The organism is Enterobacter sp. 61D5 (assembly GCF_034107965.1).
In the GTDB taxonomy this organism is placed as follows: domain Bacteria; phylum Pseudomonadota; class Gammaproteobacteria; order Enterobacterales; family Enterobacteriaceae; genus Enterobacter; species Enterobacter cloacae_M.
In genome coordinates this window covers 1-16945 of record NZ_JAWNFK010000010.1, presented here as the reverse complement: position 1 = coordinate 16945, position 16945 = coordinate 1, and the positions used below count along the sequence as shown (strand labels likewise).

The window sequence follows — 16945 nt, the reverse complement described above, 5'->3', positions numbered from 1 at the left end:
CATGACAGTGATAGCGGGACGTCATCTGGTGGCGGTGACCGCGTGCGTCAGTGGCGTCGCACATACCTATATGGCTGCCGAACGGCTGGAAAAGCTCTGCCAGCAGGAGAAGTGGAGCGTTAACATTGAGACGCAGGGAGCGCTGGGCGTTGAGAGTGAGCTTACGGAAGAGGACATCCGGCGTGCTGATGTCGTATTGCTCATTACTGATATCGAACTGGCGAGCAGTGAACGTTTCGAGCATACGCGCTACGTGAAGTGCGGTATTAACGCCTTTTTACGTGACCCACAAAAGGTGATGGGCGCGGTGCGTAAAATGCTATCCGCTCCGCAGCAAACTCAGGTCATTCTGGACTAGCAGCCTTCCCGGTGAGCTGGCTGTGATACTGGCGACGGTATTCTGACGGCGAACGCTCCGTGTTCTTGCGAAATAACCGACAGAAATAGTTGCTGTCGACAAATCCGCAGGCATGCGCCACCTCTTTCACTTTTAAATCATACCCTTTCAACAGCTGGCGCGCGTGTTCCAGCCGGGTATGCGTCAGGTATTCATTAAAACCCACTGCGCCCGTTTTCTGGAACAGATGAGACAGGTAGTTTGGGGAGATATAAAACGCCTGCGCGACGGATTCCCGGGTAAGAGGAGTGGCGTAGTGTTCGTCAATATAGACCCGAATCGCTTCAAACAGAGCCTGACTGCGGGAGGCGGTTTGGATCTGACTCCCCAGAAGGTCCACGCAGTGGCTAAGCAGGCTGGCGATAATCAGCCTCGCGGTTTGCTGCTCGTGCGGTTGCATCTGGATTTCATGGAGCGTCTGTAAGAGTAGCGATCCAATACGCGGACCGCGGCGGGCAACGTGCTGCTTTGCCAGATTTCGAACGTCTTCACCGTCCCAATGCAAAAGGCTAAACCCAAGCTGCTGTTTGCCAAACAGGATACTCAGCGTGGTTGCGGGTGTTTGCCAATGTGGATTATTCCAGCCGCCAGCCGGGACGTATAAAACATCCCCCTGCTGTAAAACGCAGCCAGTCTGGTCTTTCATTGAACCTTCGATCGCGATCTCCAGACGTGGAAAATCGACCTGTAGGGCAAGTTCGGGGGCGGGGATCGCTGGGTTCGCAAAATGCACCTGACGCAGCGGCGTTGTGCCGTTGATCAGGTCAGTCAGGATGTGGGTAATGTCGTGGTGCATGGTGTGGATACCAGGGTATTGCTGGGCGGCGCTAACGCTTACCCGGCCTACGTATCGTAGGCCCGTGCAAGCGTAGCGCCGCCGGGCGTAAAGCATTAGCCGGTGTTACGCATACCTGCCGCAACGCCCGCAATCGTCACCATCAGCGCCTGTTCAACACGCGGATCCGGCTCTTTACCTTCTTCTTCCGCCAGACGCGAACGGTGCAGCAGCTCTGCCTGCAGAACGTTCAGCGGGTCGGTGTAGATATTACGCAGCTGAATTGACTCGGCAATCCACGGCAGGTCCGCCATCAGATGTGAGTCGTTGGCGATGTCCAGCACCACTTTGATGTCGCCTTCCAGCAGTTCGCGTAGCTCTTTACCCAGCGCCCACAGCTCTGGTTTCACCAGACGCTGGTCGTAGTATTCCGCCAGCCACAGGTCAGCTTTCGAGAAGACCATCTCCAGCATGCCCAGACGGGTAGAGAAGAACGGCCAGTCGCGGCACATGGTTTCCAGTTCGTTCTGTTTGCCGTCTTCCACCACTTTTTGCAGCGCGGCACCGGCACCCAGCCAGGCGGGCAGCATCAGGCGGTTCTGCGTCCAGGCGAAGATCCACGGGATCGCGCGCAGAGACTCTACGCCACCGGTCGGGCGACGCTTCGCAGGACGTGAGCCCAGCGGTAGTTTACCCAGCTCCTGCTCAGGCGTGGCCGAGCGGAAGTAAGGAACGAAATCTTTGTTTTCACGCACGTAGCCGCGGTACAAATCGCAGGAGATATCAGACAGCTCGTCCATGATATGGCACCAGGATGCTTTCGGCTCCGGCGGCGGCAGCAGGTTTGCTTCCAGGATCGCGCTGGTGTAGAGCGACAGGCTGCTGATGGTCACTTCCGGCAGACCGTACTTGAAACGGATCATCTCGCCCTGCTCGGTGACGCGCAGGCCACCTTTCAGGCTTCCCGGCGGCTGCGACAGCAGCGCTGCGTGTGCAGGCGCGCCGCCACGGCCAATCGAGCCACCGCGTCCGTGGAACAGGGTCAGCTCAATACCGGCTTTCTCGCAGGTTTTGATCAGTGCGTCCTGCGCCTGATACTGCGCCCAGGATGCCGCCATCACGCCCGCATCTTTCGCGGAGTCGGAATAGCCAATCATCACCATCTGTTTGCCCTGAATAAAGCCGCGGTACCAGTCGATATTCAGCAGCTGTGTCATGACGTCGTTGGCGTTGTTCAGGTCGTCGAGGGTCTCAAACAGCGGGGCGACCGGCAGAGCGTAGTCGATTCCCGCTTCTTTCAGCAGAAGGTGAACGCCCAGCACGTCGGACGGCGTCTTCGCCATGGAGATCACATAGGCGGCCACCGATCCTTTCGGCGCGTCCACGATCGCTTTACAGGTGTTGAGTACTTCGCGGGTTTCGTTGCTTGGCTCCCAGTTGCGCGGCAGCAGAGGGCGCTTCGAGTTCAGCTCGCGGATCAGGAAGGCCTGTTTGTCGGCTTCGGACCAGCTTTCATAGTCGCCGATGCCGAGATAGCGGGTCAGCTCGCCCAGCGCTTCGGTATGACGGGTACTTTCCTGACGTACGTCGATACGCACCAGCGGCACGCCAAAACACTTCACGCGGCGCAGGGTGTCGAGCAGTTCGCCGTTAGCGATGATGCCCATCCCGCAGGCCTGCAGTGATTTATAACAGGCATACAGCGGCTCCCAGAGCTGTTCGTTCTGGCTGAGCAGACCTTCTGGTTTTGGCAGGCGCTGACCTTTCAGACGCGCTTCCAGCCAGGCCTGAGTGGCCATCAGCTGACCACGCAGTTTCTTCATCAGGAAACGGTACGGCTCGCTGGCGCCTTCTTCTCCGGCCAGCGCGCGCAGTTCCGGCGTCGCTTCAACCATCGATAGCTCGGAGATCAGCACCTGAATATCTTTCAGGAACAGGTCGGTCGCTTTCCAGCGGCTCAGCAGCAGGACGTGACGGGTAATTTCCGCGGTCACGTTCGGGTTGCCGTCGCGGTCGCCGCCCATCCAGGAGGTGAAGCGGACCGGAACGAAGTCGACCGGCAGACGGTAGCCGAGGTTCTCTTCCAGCTGTTCGTTCAGCTCGCGCAGATAGTTAGGCACCCCTTCCCACAGGCTGTTTTCCACCACCGCAAAGCCCCATTTGGCTTCGTCGACCGGGCTTGGACGATGCTTACGAATTTCATCGGTGTGCCAGGACTGGGCAATCAGCTGGCGCAGACGGCGCATCAGCTGGTTGCGTTCGTAGTCGGCAATGTCTTTGTTATCCAACTGCTTCAGACAGTTGTTCACTTCCACCATTTTGTGGATCAGGGTGCGACGGGTAATTTCAGTGGGGTGTGCGGTCAGCACCAGCTCCAGCGAAAGAGACTCCACCGCTTTTTTAATGGTGGCTTCGTTGAGGTCTGGCTGGTCTTTCAGTTTACGCAGGGTGCGGGCAATGACTTCCGGGTTGCTTGCCGCTTCGCCATTTGGCGAAATGCTGTGGTATTGCTCAGCGGTGTTAGCCAGGTTCAGAAACTGGCTGAATGCGCGTGCAACGGGCAGCAGCTCATCGTTTGAGAGGTTCTGCAAGGTGGTGAGCAGCTCCTGACGACTGGCCTCGTTACCGGCACGGGAAGATTTAGACAGCTTGCGGATGGTTTCAACGCGGTCGAGGATGTTCTCCCCCAACGCGTCTTTGATGGTATCTCCAAGCACTTTGCCGAGCATACTGACATTACTACGCAACGCGGAATATTGTTCGTTCATAAAAACCCAGTCACCCCATCATTTTTGTTTATGCCCAGGCGAAAATCATCTGGACATTATTTTGTCATCTCCCTTTATAAAGCCACGTAAAACCCCCGTCGTCAATTGCTGCGAAAACGGTTCAGCAAACGAATAAATGCGGGCAATTTACGAAATTTAATTCGCATTGCGTCAGATAAGAGATGCTTATGGGAATGTGACGGAGATCATGCTATTTGTTGCCCTCACCCTAACCCTCTCCCACAGGGAGAGGGGACTCTTCGGTGCAGTTTTAATGCCAGCAGAAGTGATGCACAACCTGGGTAATCAGTTCGCGGGTTGGCTTGATGAAGCGGGTTTCCAGATATTCATCCGGCTGGTGCGCCTGGTTGATGGAGCCGGGGCCCAGGACCAGCGTAGGGCAAAGCGTCTGAATAAACGGCGCTTCGGTGCAGTAGTTCACCACGTCGGTTTTCTCACCGAGCAGCTTTTCTACCACCTCAACCAGCTGATGGTCCGGCGGGCATTCGTAACCCGGGATCGGCGGATGCAGTTCGGAGACCGTCAGGCGGCCCGGCCAGCGCTCGCTCACCGGAGCCAGCGCTTCATTCAGCAGGCCGTCGAGATCGCTGAGGGTCATGCCCGGCAGCGGGCGGATGTCCATATGCAGTTCGCAGCAGGCGCAGATGCGGTTCGAGGCATCGCCGCCGTGCAGGCTGCCGAGGTTCAGGGTCGGATACGGCACGGTGAACGCGTCGTAGTGGTAGCGCTCTTTCAGACCGTCGCGCAGGGTCATGATACGGCCGATGGCGTCATGCATCAGCTCAATGGCGTTCACGCCGCGCGCGGGATCGCTGGAGTGGCCGGACTGGCCCAGCACGCGCACGGCGGTAGAAATATGGCCTTTGTGCGCGCGGATCGGCTGCAGAGACGTCGGCTCGCCGATGATCGCGCAGTCCGGGCGAATCGACGTATTTTCAGAGAAGTAGCGCGCGCCCGCCATGCTGGTTTCTTCGTCGGCGGTCGCCAGAATGTAGAGCGGTTTTTTCAGCTTCGTCACGTCCACGTCACGCAGCGCGTCGAGGATAAAGGCGAAGAAGCCTTTCATGTCGGCGGTGCCCAGGCCATAGAGCTTGTTGTCGTGCTCGGTCAGGGTGAACGGATCGCGCGTCCAGCGGCCATCGTCAAACGGCACGGTGTCGGTATGACCGGCCAGCAGCAGGCCGCCCGCACCGGTTCCGGTGCTGGCGAGCAGGTTAAATTTGTGGCGTGTTCCGGGAACGGGCTGAACCTCAACGTTAAACCCAAGATCGCTAAACCAACCCGCCAGCAGATTGATTAAAGACTCATTGCTCTGATCCAGCGCTTCTTCCGTTGCGCTGATGGACGGAGTGGCAATCAGGGCGCGGTAGATCTCGATAAATGGCGGTAAGTTCATTTTCATTGTTGACACACCTTAGGTCGTGATAGTATCAATATTCATGCAATAAATGTGAATAAAAATACACTAACGTTGAGCATAAAGGAACCCGATGTTGAATACGCTGATTGTAGGCGCTAGCGGTTATGCGGGCGCAGAGCTTGTAAGCTACGTGAATCGCCATCCACATATGACCATAACCGCTTTGACCGTGTCAGCGCAAAGCAATGATGCAGGAAAGTTAATTTCCGATTTGCATCCGCAGCTTAAGGGTCTTGTCGATCTGCCGCTGCAGCCCATGTCTGACATCAGCGAGTTTACCGACGGCGTCGACGTGGTGTTTTTAGCCACCGCGCACGAGGTCAGCCACGACCTGGCGCCGCAGTTCCTGGCGGCCGGCTGCGTGGTCTTCGACCTTTCCGGCGCGTTCCGCGTGAACGACGGCGCGTTTTATGAAAAATATTACGGTTTCACCCATCAGCATCCGGATCTGCTTGAAAAAGCGGTGTACGGCCTGGCGGAGTGGAGCGCAGATAAACTGAAAGAAGCGGACCTCATTGCCGTTCCGGGCTGCTACCCGACGGCGGCTCAGCTTTCCCTGAAGCCGCTGATCGACGCAGGTCTGCTGGATCTGAGCCAGTGGCCGGTGATCAACGCCACCAGCGGCGTGAGCGGAGCAGGGCGCAAGGCCGCTATCTCCAACAGCTTCTGCGAAGTGAGCCTTCAGCCGTATGGCGTGTTTAATCACCGTCATCACCCTGAAATCACGACGCATCTGGGCGCGGACGTTATTTTCACGCCGCACCTGGGCAGCTTCCCGCGCGGGATCCTCGAAACTATTACCTGCCGCCTGAAGCCCGGCGTGACCAAAGAGCAGGTGAACGAGGCCTTCACGCAGGCGTATGCGGATAAACCGCTGGTGCGCCTGTACGATAAAGGCGTGCCGGCGCTGAAAAACGTGGTCGGCCTGCCGTTCTGCGACATCGGCTTTGCCGTGCAGGGCGAGCATCTTATCGTTGTCGCCGCAGAAGATAACTTACTCAAAGGCGCTGCCGCACAGGCAATGCAGTGTGCAAATATTCGTTTCGGTTTCCCGGAAACGCAGGCTCTTATTTAAGGTGTGATGATGAACCCATTAATTATCAAACTCGGTGGTGTACTGCTGGACAGCGAAGAAGCGCTGGAGCGTCTGTTTACCGCGCTGGTGAACTATCGCGAATCACACCAGCGTCCGCTGGTGATTGTGCACGGCGGTGGCTGCGTGGTGGACGAGCTGATGAAAGGGCTCAACCTGCCGGTGAAAAAGAAGAACGGCCTGCGCGTGACGCCTGCTGACCAGATTGACATCATTACCGGCGCGCTGGCGGGTACGGCGAACAAAACGCTGCTGGCGTGGGCGAAGAAACACCACATCGCGTCCGTTGGCCTCTATCTGGGCGATGGCGACAGCGTAAAAGTGACCCAGCTCGACGAAGAGCTCGGCCACGTTGGACTGGCGCAGCCAGGTTCGCCTAAGCTGATTAACACGCTGCTGGAAGGGGGTTTCCTGCCGGTGGTGAGCTCTATCGGCGTGACCGAAGAGGGCGAGCTGATGAACGTCAACGCTGACCAGGCGGCGACGGCACTGGCGGCAACGCTTGGCGCGGATCTGATCCTGCTCTCCGACGTGAGCGGCATTCTGGACGGTAAAGGCCAACGCATTGCGGAAATGACGGCTGAGAAAGCCGAGCAGCTGATTGCTCAGGGCATTATTACCGACGGCATGATTGTCAAAGTGAACGCCGCGCTGGATGCCGCACGCACGCTGGGCCGTCCGGTGGATATCGCCTCCTGGCGTCACGCGGAACAACTGCCGGCGCTCTTTAACGGCACGCCGATTGGCACGCGTATTTTAGCGTAAGTTTTTATTGAATGACCGTAGGCCGGGTAAGCGAAGCGCCACCCGGCAGAACTAACGAATAAAGGAATCATGTTATGGCACTTTGGGGTGGGCGTTTTACACAGGCAGCGGATCAGCGGTTCAAACAGTTCAACGACTCTTTGCGCTTCGACTACCGCCTGGCCGAACAGGATATTGTCGGCTCTGTGGCCTGGTCCAAAGCGCTGGTGACGGTGGGCGTACTGACCGCAGACGAACAATTACGGCTGGAAGAAGCGCTGAACAATCTGCTGGAAGAGGTGCGTCTTAACCCGCAGCAGATCCTCGAAAGCGATGCTGAAGATATTCACAGCTGGGTGGAAGGTAAACTGATCGACAAAGTCGGCCAGCTGGGTAAAAAGCTGCATACCGGCCGCAGCCGTAACGACCAGGTCGCCACCGACCTGAAGCTGTGGTGTAAAGATACCGTTGGCGAACTGCTGGTGGCTAACCGTCAGCTGCAGAGCGCGCTGGTGGAAACCGCGCAGAACAACCAGGACGCGGTGATGCCGGGTTATACCCACCTGCAGCGCGCGCAGCCGGTGACCTTCGCACACTGGTGTCTGGCCTACGTCGAGATGCTGGCGCGTGACGAAAGCCGTCTGCAGGATACCCAGAAACGTCTGGACGTCAGCCCGCTGGGCAGCGGCGCGCTGGCCGGTACGGCGTATGAAATCGACCGTGAGCAGCTGGCAGGCTGGCTGGGCTTTGCCTCCGCCACCCGTAACAGCCTGGACAGCGTGTCCGACCGCGACCACGTGCTGGAGCTGCTCTCCAATGCGTCTATCGGAATGGTGCACCTTTCGCGCTTTGCCGAAGACCTGATCTTCTTTAACTCTGGCGAAGCGGGCTTTGTTGAGCTGTCCGACCGCGTGACCTCAGGCTCATCCCTGATGCCGCAGAAGAAAAACCCGGACGCGCTGGAGCTGATCCGCGGCAAGTGTGGTCGCGTGCAGGGCGCGCTGACCGGCATGATGATGACCCTGAAAGGGCTGCCGCTGGCGTATAACAAAGACATGCAGGAAGACAAAGAAGGGCTGTTCGACGCGCTCGACACCTGGCTGGACTGTCTGCATATGGGCGCGCTGGTGCTGGACGGCATTCAGGTGAAACGTCCGCGCTGCCAGGAAGCGGCGCAGCAGGGCTATGCGAACTCTACCGAACTGGCGGATTATCTGGTGGCGAAAGGCGTACCTTTCCGTGAAGCGCACCATATTGTGGGTGAAGCGGTGGTGGAAGCCATTCGTCAGGGTAAACCGCTGGAAGATCTGGCGCTGGCCGACCTGCAGAAGTTCAGCGCGGTTATCGGGGATGATGTGTATCCGATCCTTGCGCTGCAGTCTTGCCTGGATAAACGTGCCGCGAAAGGCGGCGTGTCGCCTAAGCAGGTAGCGCAGGCGATAGCGGATGCGAAAAACCGGTTGGTTTGAACCGTGCGGGCTGGTGCCCTCACCCCGGCCCTCTTCCACGGGGAGAGGGAGCAAACACTAAAAATGGCAACTTCGGTTGCCATTTTGCTTTTACCTCGGGCTGTTTTGCGCAAAAAAAAAAGCGGACCACGGGGTCCGCAAAAGTTCACGTTGGCTTTAGTTGTTCGAGTTTTGAGAGAAACTCGCTGACGGAGCGGGAGACGTCAAGGGTCAAACACGTGCCGCCTCGTCTATGTGGTGTATTATTCAACAGAATGCTTGATAGGGATAATCGTTCGTTGCTATGCTATCTATCGCCATGAACTATCGTGGCGACGGAGGATGAATAATGAATATTCGTGATCTTGAATACCTGGTAGCGTTAGCCGAGCATCGTCACTTTCGCCGCGCGGCAGATTCCTGCCACGTCAGCCAGCCCACACTGAGCGGGCAGATCCGCAAGCTGGAAGACGAGCTGGGCGTGATGCTGCTGGAGCGCACCAGTCGTAAGGTTCTGTTCACACAGGCAGGTCTTCTGCTGGTGGATCAGGCGCGCACCGTGCTGCGCGAGGTCAAAGTGCTCAAGGAAATGGCAAGCCAGCAGGGGGAGGCGATGTCCGGCCCGCTGCATATTGGCCTGATCCCAACCGTTGGCCCGTACCTGTTGCCGCACATCATTCCGATGCTGCACCAGACGTTCCCGAAACTCGAAATGTACCTGCATGAAGCGCAGACCCATCAGCTGCTGGCGCAGTTAGACAGCGGCAAGCTCGACTGCGCCATTCTGGCGCTGGTGAAAGAGAGTGAAGCCTTTATTGAAGTGCCGCTTTTCGATGAGCCGATGATGCTGGCGATCTATGAAGATCACCCGTGGGCGAACCGCGATCGCGTACCGATGGCCGATCTGGCCGGTGAAAAGCTGCTGATGCTGGAAGATGGCCACTGCCTGCGCGATCAGGCGATGGGCTTTTGCTTCGAAGCGGGTGCGGATGAAGATACCCATTTCCGCGCAACCAGCCTGGAAACGCTGCGTAATATGGTCGCGGCGGGAAGCGGAATTACGCTGCTGCCTGCGCTGGCCGTGCCGAGCGAGCGTAAACGTGATGGCGTGGTTTATCTGCCGTGCATTAAGCCGGAGCCGCGTCGCACTATCGGCCTGGTGTATCGTCCAGGTTCACCGCTGCGCAGCCGCTATGAGCAGCTGGCAGAGGCCATCCGTGGTTCGATGGATGGCCATTTCGACAGCGCGTTAAAACAGGCGGTTTAAGCCGTTCAGCGCGGCTACCCGATAGGCTTCCGCCATGGTCGGGTAGTTAAAGGTGGTGTTAACGAAGTACTCAATGGTGTTGCCACCACCTTTCTGCTCCATTATCGCCTGGCCGATATGAATGATTTCCGCCGCGCGTTCACCAAAGCAGTGAATGCCGAGGATCTCTTTGGTCTCGCGATGGAACAGGATCTTCAGCGTTCCCACGCTCATCCCCACGATTTGCGCCCGCGCCAGATGTTTAAACTGGGCGCGTCCCACCTCGTAAGGCACCTTCATTGACGTCAGCTGCTGCTCGGTTTTCCCGACAGAACTGATTTCCGGGATGGTATAGATGCCCGTCGGAATATCCTCGATCAGGTGTGCCGTCGCTTCGCCTTTTACCAGCGCCTGTGCGGCAATGCGTCCCTGGTCGTAAGCGGCTGAGGCCAGGCTTGGGTAGCCAATCACGTCGCCGACCGCGTAAACGTGCGGCAGGGCGGTCTGATACATGCTGTTGACCTTCAGCTGACCGCGGCTGTCGGTTTCAAGCCCGATATTTTCCAGCTGCAGTGAATCGGTGTTGCCGGTACGACCGTTGGCGTACAGCAGGCAGTCTGCTTTTAGCTTCTTACCTGACTTCAGGTGCATGATCACCCCGTCGTCACAGCCCTCAATCTTCTCGTACTCTTCGTTGTGGCGAATCACCACGCCGCTGTTCCAGAAGTGGTAGGAAAGGGAGTCCGACATCTCCTGATCGAGGAACGCCAGGAGGCGGTCACGGGTGTTGATCAGGTCAACTTTGACGTCCATTCCGCGGAAGATCGACGCATATTCGCAACCAATCACCCCTGCGCCATAGATAATAACGTGGCGGGGTTCATGGTGCAGGCTCAGAATCGAGTCGCTGTCGTAGACGCGCGGGTGCGAGAAGTCCACGTCGGCGGGATGGTAAGGGCGTGAGCCGCAGGCGATAACAAATTTTTCAGCCGTGATGGTTTCAACCGAACCGTCGTGGCATTCGAGTGCCAGGGTGTGTTCATCCACAAAATGCGCATTGCCCTGCAAAATTTCACAGTGGTTACGCTCATAAAATCCCTGACGCATGCGTGTCTGCTGGTTAATAACGGTATCCGCATGATTCAGGATGTCAGCAAAGGATGAACGAAGAAGTCGGGAGTGGTCGCTGTAAAGAGGGTTCTGGTTAAATTCGATAATGCGGCTAACGGCGTGGCGGAGGGCTTTCGAAGGGATGGTGCCCCAGTGGGTGCAACCGCCGCCGACATTATGGTAGCGCTCGATGACCGCTACTCTGGCTCCCTGTTTCACCAGACCCATAGCAGCACCTTCGCCGCCGGGGCCGGAACCAATAACTATTGCGTCATAATCGTAGGAATGTGGCATGGTAAGGCTTACCTGTTCTTATACATAAAAGCAACAGAATCATAACATCATTGCCAGGGTAACCCAATTATCGTTGTGCTTTTTTCGGGCAGTGGAGCACAAACCGCACGTAAACAATCATTCACAAAGCCAGGCAAACAGATTAATTTTATTCTCTGGTATAGTGCCATCAGGCCTTTGGAAGGATTCAACTATCGTGATGGGCGTAAGAGCACAACAAAAAGAGAAAACCCGGCGTTCGCTGGTGGAAGCCGCATTCAGTCAACTGAGTGCTGAGCGGAGTTTTGCCAGTTTGAGCCTGCGCGAAGTCGCACGCGAGGCCGGGATTGCGCCAACGTCCTTCTATCGTCATTTCCGTGATGTGGATGAACTGGGCCTGACCATGGTCGACGAGAGCGGTCTGATGCTGCGCCAGCTGATGCGCCAGGCGCGTCAGCGTATCGCCAAAGGGGGCAGCGTGATCCGCACTTCCGTATCGACCTTTATGGAATTTATCGGCAATAACCCCAACGCGTTTCGTCTTCTTCTGCGCGAGCGTTCGGGCACATCGGCGGCGTTTCGTGCCGCCGTCGCGCGTGAAATTCAGCACTTCATCGCGGAACTTGCCGACTATCTTGAACTCGAAAACCATATGCCGCGTGCGTTTACTGAAGCACAGGCCGAAGCGATGGTGACGATTGTTTTCAGTGCGGGTGCCGAAGCGCTGGATGTCAGCATTGAACAACGCAAGCAGCTCGAAGAGCGGCTGGTATTGCAGCTCAGGATGATCTCCAAAGGCGCATACTACTGGTATCGCCGTGAACAAGAGAAACTGGCACATCAAACCGAAGAGTGAAGGTGAGTAATGAAACAGTCAGGTCAGGATAAAGGGACGCTGTTGCTGGCATTGATCGCTGGCTTATCCATTAATGGTACGTTTGCCGCTATTTTTAGCTCAATCGTTCCATTTTCGATTTTCCCGCTTATTGCGCTGGTGCTGACGGTTTACTGCCTGCATCAACGTTACCTGAACCGCACCATGCCGGTGGGGTTACCGGGGCTGGCCGCTGCCTGCTTTATTCTGGGCGTATTGCTGTATAGCACCGTGGTTCGCGCGGAGTATCCGGATATCGGCTCTAACTTCTTCCCTGCGGTACTGTCTGTGGCGCTGGTGTTCTGGATTGGCTCGCGCATGCGTAGCCGTAAAAGCCAGTTACCAGAGTAATGAATTATTTGTAGGGCAGGTAAGCGAAGCGCCACCTGCCAAAAACGCCGGATGGCGCTACGCTTATCCGGCCTACAGATCACCGTGCGGTAAGTAAAACGCCGCACTCCATATGGTGCGTATACGGGAACTGATCGAACAGCGCCAGACGTTCAACCTTGTGCGTCTGGCCTAATGTTTCGAGGTTCTTGCACAGCGTCTCCGGGTTACAGGAGATGTACAAAATACGCGGGTACGCCTGCACCATCTTCTCGGTTTCGCTGTCCAGGCCACTGCGCGGCGGGTCGACAAAAATCGTCTCACACTGGTAGCTCTTGAGATCGATCCCTTCCAGGCGGTTAAACTGGCGTACGCCGTTCAAGGCCTGCGTGAACTCTTCTGCGGCCATACGAATGATCTGCACGTTGTCGACATGGTTGGCGGCAATGTTGTACTGCGCGGCTGCCACCGACGGCTTTGCGATTTCCGTTGCCAGCACGCGATCGAAGTTACGCGCCAGCGCCAGCGAGAAGTTGCCGTTACCGCAGTAAAGCTCCAGCAGATCGCCCGTTGATCCTTCCGTCGCCTTCAGCGCCCACTCCAGCATCTGCACGTTCATTGCAGCGTTCGGCTGGGTGAAGCTGTTCTCGACCTGACGATACACCATCTCTTTACCTGCCACCGGCAGGCGCTCGTCGATGTAGTCTTGATCCAGCATGATTTTGGTTTTGGTCGCGCGGCCAATCAGGTGAACGTTGATGTTCTGCGCGCGCAGCGCATCGCGCAGCGCTTCTGCCTGCTCGCGCCACTCGTCGTTAAGCGCTTTGTGGTACAGCAGAGAGACAATCGCCTGATTGCTTTGCGTGGTCAGGTAGTCAATCTGGAACAGCTTGTTACGCAGTACCGGATTGCTGCGCACGCCGTCGATTATCAACGTCATCAACTGGTTAATGAGCTCGCTCGCCGCCGGAAAGCTGTCCACGCGGATACGGGACTTCGTCTGCTGATCGAAAATGATGTGGTACAGGTCGTCGCCGTCGTGCCAGATGCGGAACTCGGCGCGCATGCGGTAGTGGCTGACGGGAGAGCGGAACACCTCGGGAACGGGCGCGTTGAAAGGCGTCATCATACTTTGCAGGCGGACGACTTTCTCTGCCAGCTGCGCGTCGTACTGTTCTGTCGGGAGGTGTTCTGGGGTCATGATGCGTCCTGAGTGATAAAGAATTACGCGGGGATTGTAGGCATTGTTCAGGGGATGTCCAGATTTAATGGGCAATAGCTGTCTGGACATCTATACGTGTCTAATTGTAGCATTCTGTTTCCGGTCTCCTGAGAGTGAAAAGGGAATCCAGTGTAAATCTGGAGCTGACGCGCAGCGGTAAAGTCTGGCGGGATGAGCGTTGTAGACACTGTGAAAATGGGAAGTCTTCATCCTTATATAGCCACCTAGCCCGAAGACCTGCCGGGATCACGTCGCATTTGGTTTCATCATCGCGTGCTATCGATGAGGCCTGCGGCATCCTTCTTATATTGTGGATGCTTTAACAATGATTAAAAAAGTATCGCTGTTGACGGCGTTGTCCGTCACGGCATTTTCGGGCTGGGCGCAGGATAGCGCCGACTCGTTGGTGGTGACGGCAAATCGTTTTGAACAACCTGAAAAAACTATTCTGGCTGCAACCTCAGTTGTTACGCGTGCCGATATTGACCGTTGGCAATCAACCTCAGTCCTGGATGTTATGCGTCGCCTGCCCGGCGTGGATACGGCGCAAAGTGGTGGGATGGGGCAACTCTCTTCTCTCTTTATACGTGGCACCAACTCCAGCCACGTCCTGATCCTTGTTGATGGGATCCGCCTTAACCAGGCGGGCGTCACGGGGTCATCCGATCTCAGCCAGTTCCCGATCTCCCTGGTGCAGCGTATCGAATATGTCCGTGGACCGCGTTCGGCGGTATACGGCTCGGACGCGATTGGCGGAGTCGTAAACATTATTACCACTCGCGCGAAGGACGGTACCACGCTGAATGCAGGTGTAGGGTCGCATGGTTACCAGAATTATGGCGGCAGTACTCAGCAAACATTGGGCGACAGCACGCGCGTCACGCTTGCGGGTGATTACACCTATACCAAAGGGTTTGATGTGGTTGCGGACGGCAACAATGGTGGCCTTGCCCAGACCGATCGCGACGGCTTTATGAATAAAACGCTCTATGGTGCAGTGGATCACGCATTCTCGGAGCAGTGGAGCGGATTTGTTCGCGGCTTTGGCTACAGCAACCGTACTGCCTACGACGGTTACTACAGTTCATTTACCCCCGATGTACTGGTCGATACCCGCCAGCTCTTTAGTCAGACCTGGGATGCAGGATTGCGCTTCAACGATGACATCTTCCATTCACAGCTGCTCACCAGCTATAGCCACAGCAAGGACTATAACTACGACCCAAATCTGGGCCGCTACGATTCGACAGCCACCCTGGATGAAATCAAACAGTACAACGTCCAGTGGCTGAATTCCGTTGATGTTGGCCATGGAAACATTGGCGCGGGCGTTGACTGGCAGAAGCAGAGCACCGAGCCGGGTACAAACTACGTGACCAACGGCTACGACCTGCGTAACACCGGCGTTTACCTGACCGGGCTGCAGCAGTTTGGTGACTTCACTCTGGAAGGAGCGGTTCGCAGCGATGACAACTCTCAGTTCGGCCGCCATGGCACCTGGCAAAGTAGTGCGGCCTGGGAGTTCGTGGATGGTTACCGCTTCGTTGCTTCTTATGGTACGGCCTATAAGGCTCCGAATCTTGGTCAACTCTATGGTTTCTATGGCAATGACCATCTTGATCCGGAAGAGAGTAAGCAGTGGGAAGGTGCGTTTGAAGGCCTGACGGCGGGCGTGAGCTGGCGCGTCTCCGGCTACCGTAATGACGTCGATAATCTCATCGACTTCGATAATAACCTTCAGCAATATTACAACGTCGGTAAAGCGCGCATTAAAGGTGTGGAAGCGACAGCTTCGTTTGATACGGGTCCGTTGACGCATACTGTAGGCTACGACTATGTGGATGCCCGCAATGCCGCAACCAACGAACTTCTGGACCGTCGTGCTAAACAGCAGGTGAAATATCAGCTCGACACGCAGATCTATGATTTCGACTGGAGCCTGACTTATCACTATCTCGGTACGCGTTACGACACTGATTTTGGTACTTATCCGTCTGAGAAAGTAAAAATGGGCGGTGTCAGCCTGTGGGATGTCGCAGTTTCGTATCCTGTCACCTCACATCTCACAGTTCGTGGTAAAATAGCCAACCTGTTCGATAAAGATTACGAGACAGTTTATGGCTACCAAACTGCAGGACGGGAATACACCTTGTCTGGCAGCTACACCTTCTAATCCGCGTCCCACCGTGCTGGTGTTTGATTCAGGCGTCGGTGGGCTTTCGGTCTATGATGAGATTCGGCATCTCCTGCCGGATCTCCATTACATCTACGCCTTCGATAACGTCGCTTTCCCGTATGGGGAAAAGAGCGAAGATTTTATTGTTGAGCGTGTGGTTGAAATTGTCACCGCGGTACAAAAGCGCTACCCCCTTGCGCTGGCCGTTATCGCCTGTAATACGGCGAGCACCGTTTCTCTTCCCGCCCTGCGTGAAAAATTCCAGTTCCCGGTTGTGGGCGTTGTTCCTGCGATAAAGCCTGCCGCGCGCCTGACGGCGAATGGCATTGTGGGTTTGCTGGCAACGCGAGGTACGGTAAAGCGTCCTTATACCCGCGAGCTGATCGACCGTTTTGCCAACGAATGCCAGATTGCGATGCTGGGTTCGGCTGAGCTGGTGGAGATGGCTGAAGCGAAGCTGCATGGAAAAGCGGTATCACTCGACGAGCTGCGTCGTATTCTTCGTCCATGGCTGCGGATGCCCGAACCTCCGGATACCGTTGTGCTGGGCTGCACCCACTTCCCGCTATTACAGGAAGAGCTATTAGAGGTGTTGCCGGAGGGGACGCGCCTGGTGGATTCCGGTGCGGCTATCGCCCGTCGTACGGCCTGGCTGCTGGAGCATGAAGCGCCGGATGCGAAATCTACCGACGCGAATATCGCGTTTTGTATGGCCATAACGAAAGAGACTGAGCAACTTTTACCCGTTTTACGCCGTTATGGCTTTGAAACGCTCGAAAAACTGGCGCTGTAGCACGGTTTTGAGCAAAAAAGAGACGGTTGAAAGTTTTTTTTAAAAGAGGGGTTGTCAACGTCTGAGAACTCCCTATAATGCGCCTCCACTGACACGGAACAACGGCTTACAGGCCGCCGGGTTAGCGGGGTTCAGAGATGAACGCCGACAGAGAAAAGCAAAAATAATCGCTTGACTCTGAATGAGGAAAACGTAATATACGGGACCTCGCAACGGTGAGCTTAACGCCGCGTTGCACTGCTCTTTAACAATTTA

Annotated in this window: 14 protein-coding genes and 1 riboswitch; of the genes, 9 read left to right on the top strand and 5 right to left on the bottom strand. The window is 56.3% G+C overall.

Going from position 1 to position 16945, the window contains the following annotated elements; translation table 11 throughout:
* Position 1: 1 nt before the first annotated feature.
* Positions 2 to 358, top strand: a complete 357-nt coding sequence (locus tag UTM25_RS11710; protein WP_194401822.1) for a PTS fructose-like transporter subunit IIB — start codon at positions 2 to 4, stop codon at positions 356 to 358.
* On the opposite strand, the gene UTM25_RS11705 is transcribed toward UTM25_RS11710, so the two are convergent.
* The 3 genes from UTM25_RS11705 to argE form a co-directional block, all read right to left on the bottom strand.
* The gene (locus UTM25_RS11705; RefSeq protein WP_194401823.1) at positions 345 to 1193 is read right to left on the bottom strand and encodes a helix-turn-helix transcriptional regulator; all 849 of its coding nucleotides are present in this window, start codon (positions 1191 to 1193) and stop codon (positions 345 to 347) included. The genes UTM25_RS11710 and UTM25_RS11705 overlap by 14 nt on opposite strands.
* 95 nt (positions 1194 to 1288) lie before the next feature.
* Positions 1289 to 3940 (bottom strand): phosphoenolpyruvate carboxylase, encoded by a 2652-nt coding sequence (gene ppc, locus UTM25_RS11700; protein WP_023309665.1) that lies wholly within the window; start codon positions 3938 to 3940, stop codon positions 1289 to 1291.
* 271 nt (positions 3941 to 4211) lie between these two features.
* A complete protein-coding gene (gene argE / locus UTM25_RS11695) occupies positions 4212 to 5363 on the bottom strand; it encodes an acetylornithine deacetylase (protein ID WP_194401824.1) in 1152 nt (383 codons plus the stop codon).
* A gap of 88 nt (positions 5364 to 5451) precedes the next feature.
* On the opposite strand from argE, the gene argC reads away from it, so the two are divergent.
* From argC to oxyR, 4 genes are all read left to right on the top strand, one after another.
* Entirely contained in the window at positions 5452 to 6456 is a 1005-nt protein-coding gene (gene argC, locus UTM25_RS11690) for an N-acetyl-gamma-glutamyl-phosphate reductase (protein WP_032662767.1), read from the top strand.
* A gap of 6 nt (positions 6457 to 6462) precedes the next feature.
* Positions 6463 to 7239, top strand: coding sequence for an acetylglutamate kinase (gene argB / locus UTM25_RS11685; RefSeq protein ID WP_090420882.1), 777 nt, complete (start codon positions 6463 to 6465; stop codon positions 7237 to 7239).
* A gap of 74 nt (positions 7240 to 7313) precedes the next feature.
* Positions 7314 to 8687 carry an argininosuccinate lyase gene (gene argH, locus UTM25_RS11680; protein WP_194401825.1) on the top strand — a complete coding sequence of 458 codons (1374 nt, stop codon included), beginning with the start codon at positions 7314 to 7316 and terminating at the stop codon, positions 8685 to 8687.
* Positions 8688 to 9015: 328 nt separating this feature from the next.
* The gene (gene oxyR / locus UTM25_RS11675; RefSeq protein WP_194401826.1) at positions 9016 to 9933 is read left to right on the top strand and encodes a DNA-binding transcriptional regulator OxyR; all 918 of its coding nucleotides are present in this window, start codon (positions 9016 to 9018) and stop codon (positions 9931 to 9933) included.
* On the opposite strand, the gene sthA is transcribed toward oxyR, so the two are convergent.
* The gene (sthA, locus tag UTM25_RS11670) at positions 9916 to 11316 is read right to left on the bottom strand and encodes a Si-specific NAD(P)(+) transhydrogenase (protein WP_008501785.1); all 1401 of its coding nucleotides are present in this window, start codon (positions 11314 to 11316) and stop codon (positions 9916 to 9918) included. The genes oxyR and sthA overlap by 18 nt on opposite strands.
* A gap of 196 nt (positions 11317 to 11512) precedes the next feature.
* On the opposite strand from sthA, the gene fabR reads away from it, so the two are divergent.
* A complete protein-coding gene (fabR, locus tag UTM25_RS11665) occupies positions 11513 to 12151 on the top strand; it encodes an HTH-type transcriptional repressor FabR (protein WP_008501784.1) in 639 nt (212 codons plus the stop codon).
* A gap of 9 nt (positions 12152 to 12160) precedes the next feature.
* Positions 12161 to 12520: a YijD family membrane protein gene (locus UTM25_RS11660; RefSeq protein WP_008501783.1), complete on the top strand. Its 360-nt coding sequence runs from the start codon at positions 12161 to 12163 to the stop codon at positions 12518 to 12520.
* Between the two features lie 79 nt (positions 12521 to 12599).
* On the opposite strand, the gene trmA is transcribed toward UTM25_RS11660, so the two are convergent.
* Entirely contained in the window at positions 12600 to 13700 is a 1101-nt protein-coding gene (gene trmA / locus UTM25_RS11655) for a tRNA (uridine(54)-C5)-methyltransferase TrmA (RefSeq protein WP_194401827.1), read from the bottom strand.
* 104 nt (positions 13701 to 13804) lie between these two features.
* Positions 13805 to 13981: riboswitch (cobalamin riboswitch) on the top strand.
* Between the two features lie 65 nt (positions 13982 to 14046).
* On the opposite strand from trmA, the gene btuB reads away from it, so the two are divergent.
* Both btuB and murI read left to right on the top strand, forming a co-directional pair.
* Positions 14047 to 15894, top strand: a complete 1848-nt coding sequence (gene btuB, locus UTM25_RS11650; protein WP_194401828.1) for a TonB-dependent vitamin B12 receptor BtuB — start codon at positions 14047 to 14049, stop codon at positions 15892 to 15894.
* Complete coding sequence (gene murI / locus UTM25_RS11645; protein ID WP_023309660.1) at positions 15839 to 16690, top strand: glutamate racemase; 852 nt, start codon at positions 15839 to 15841, stop codon at positions 16688 to 16690. The genes btuB and murI overlap by 56 nt, the downstream gene beginning before the upstream one ends.
* The last annotated feature ends 255 nt before the right edge of the window (positions 16691 to 16945 follow it).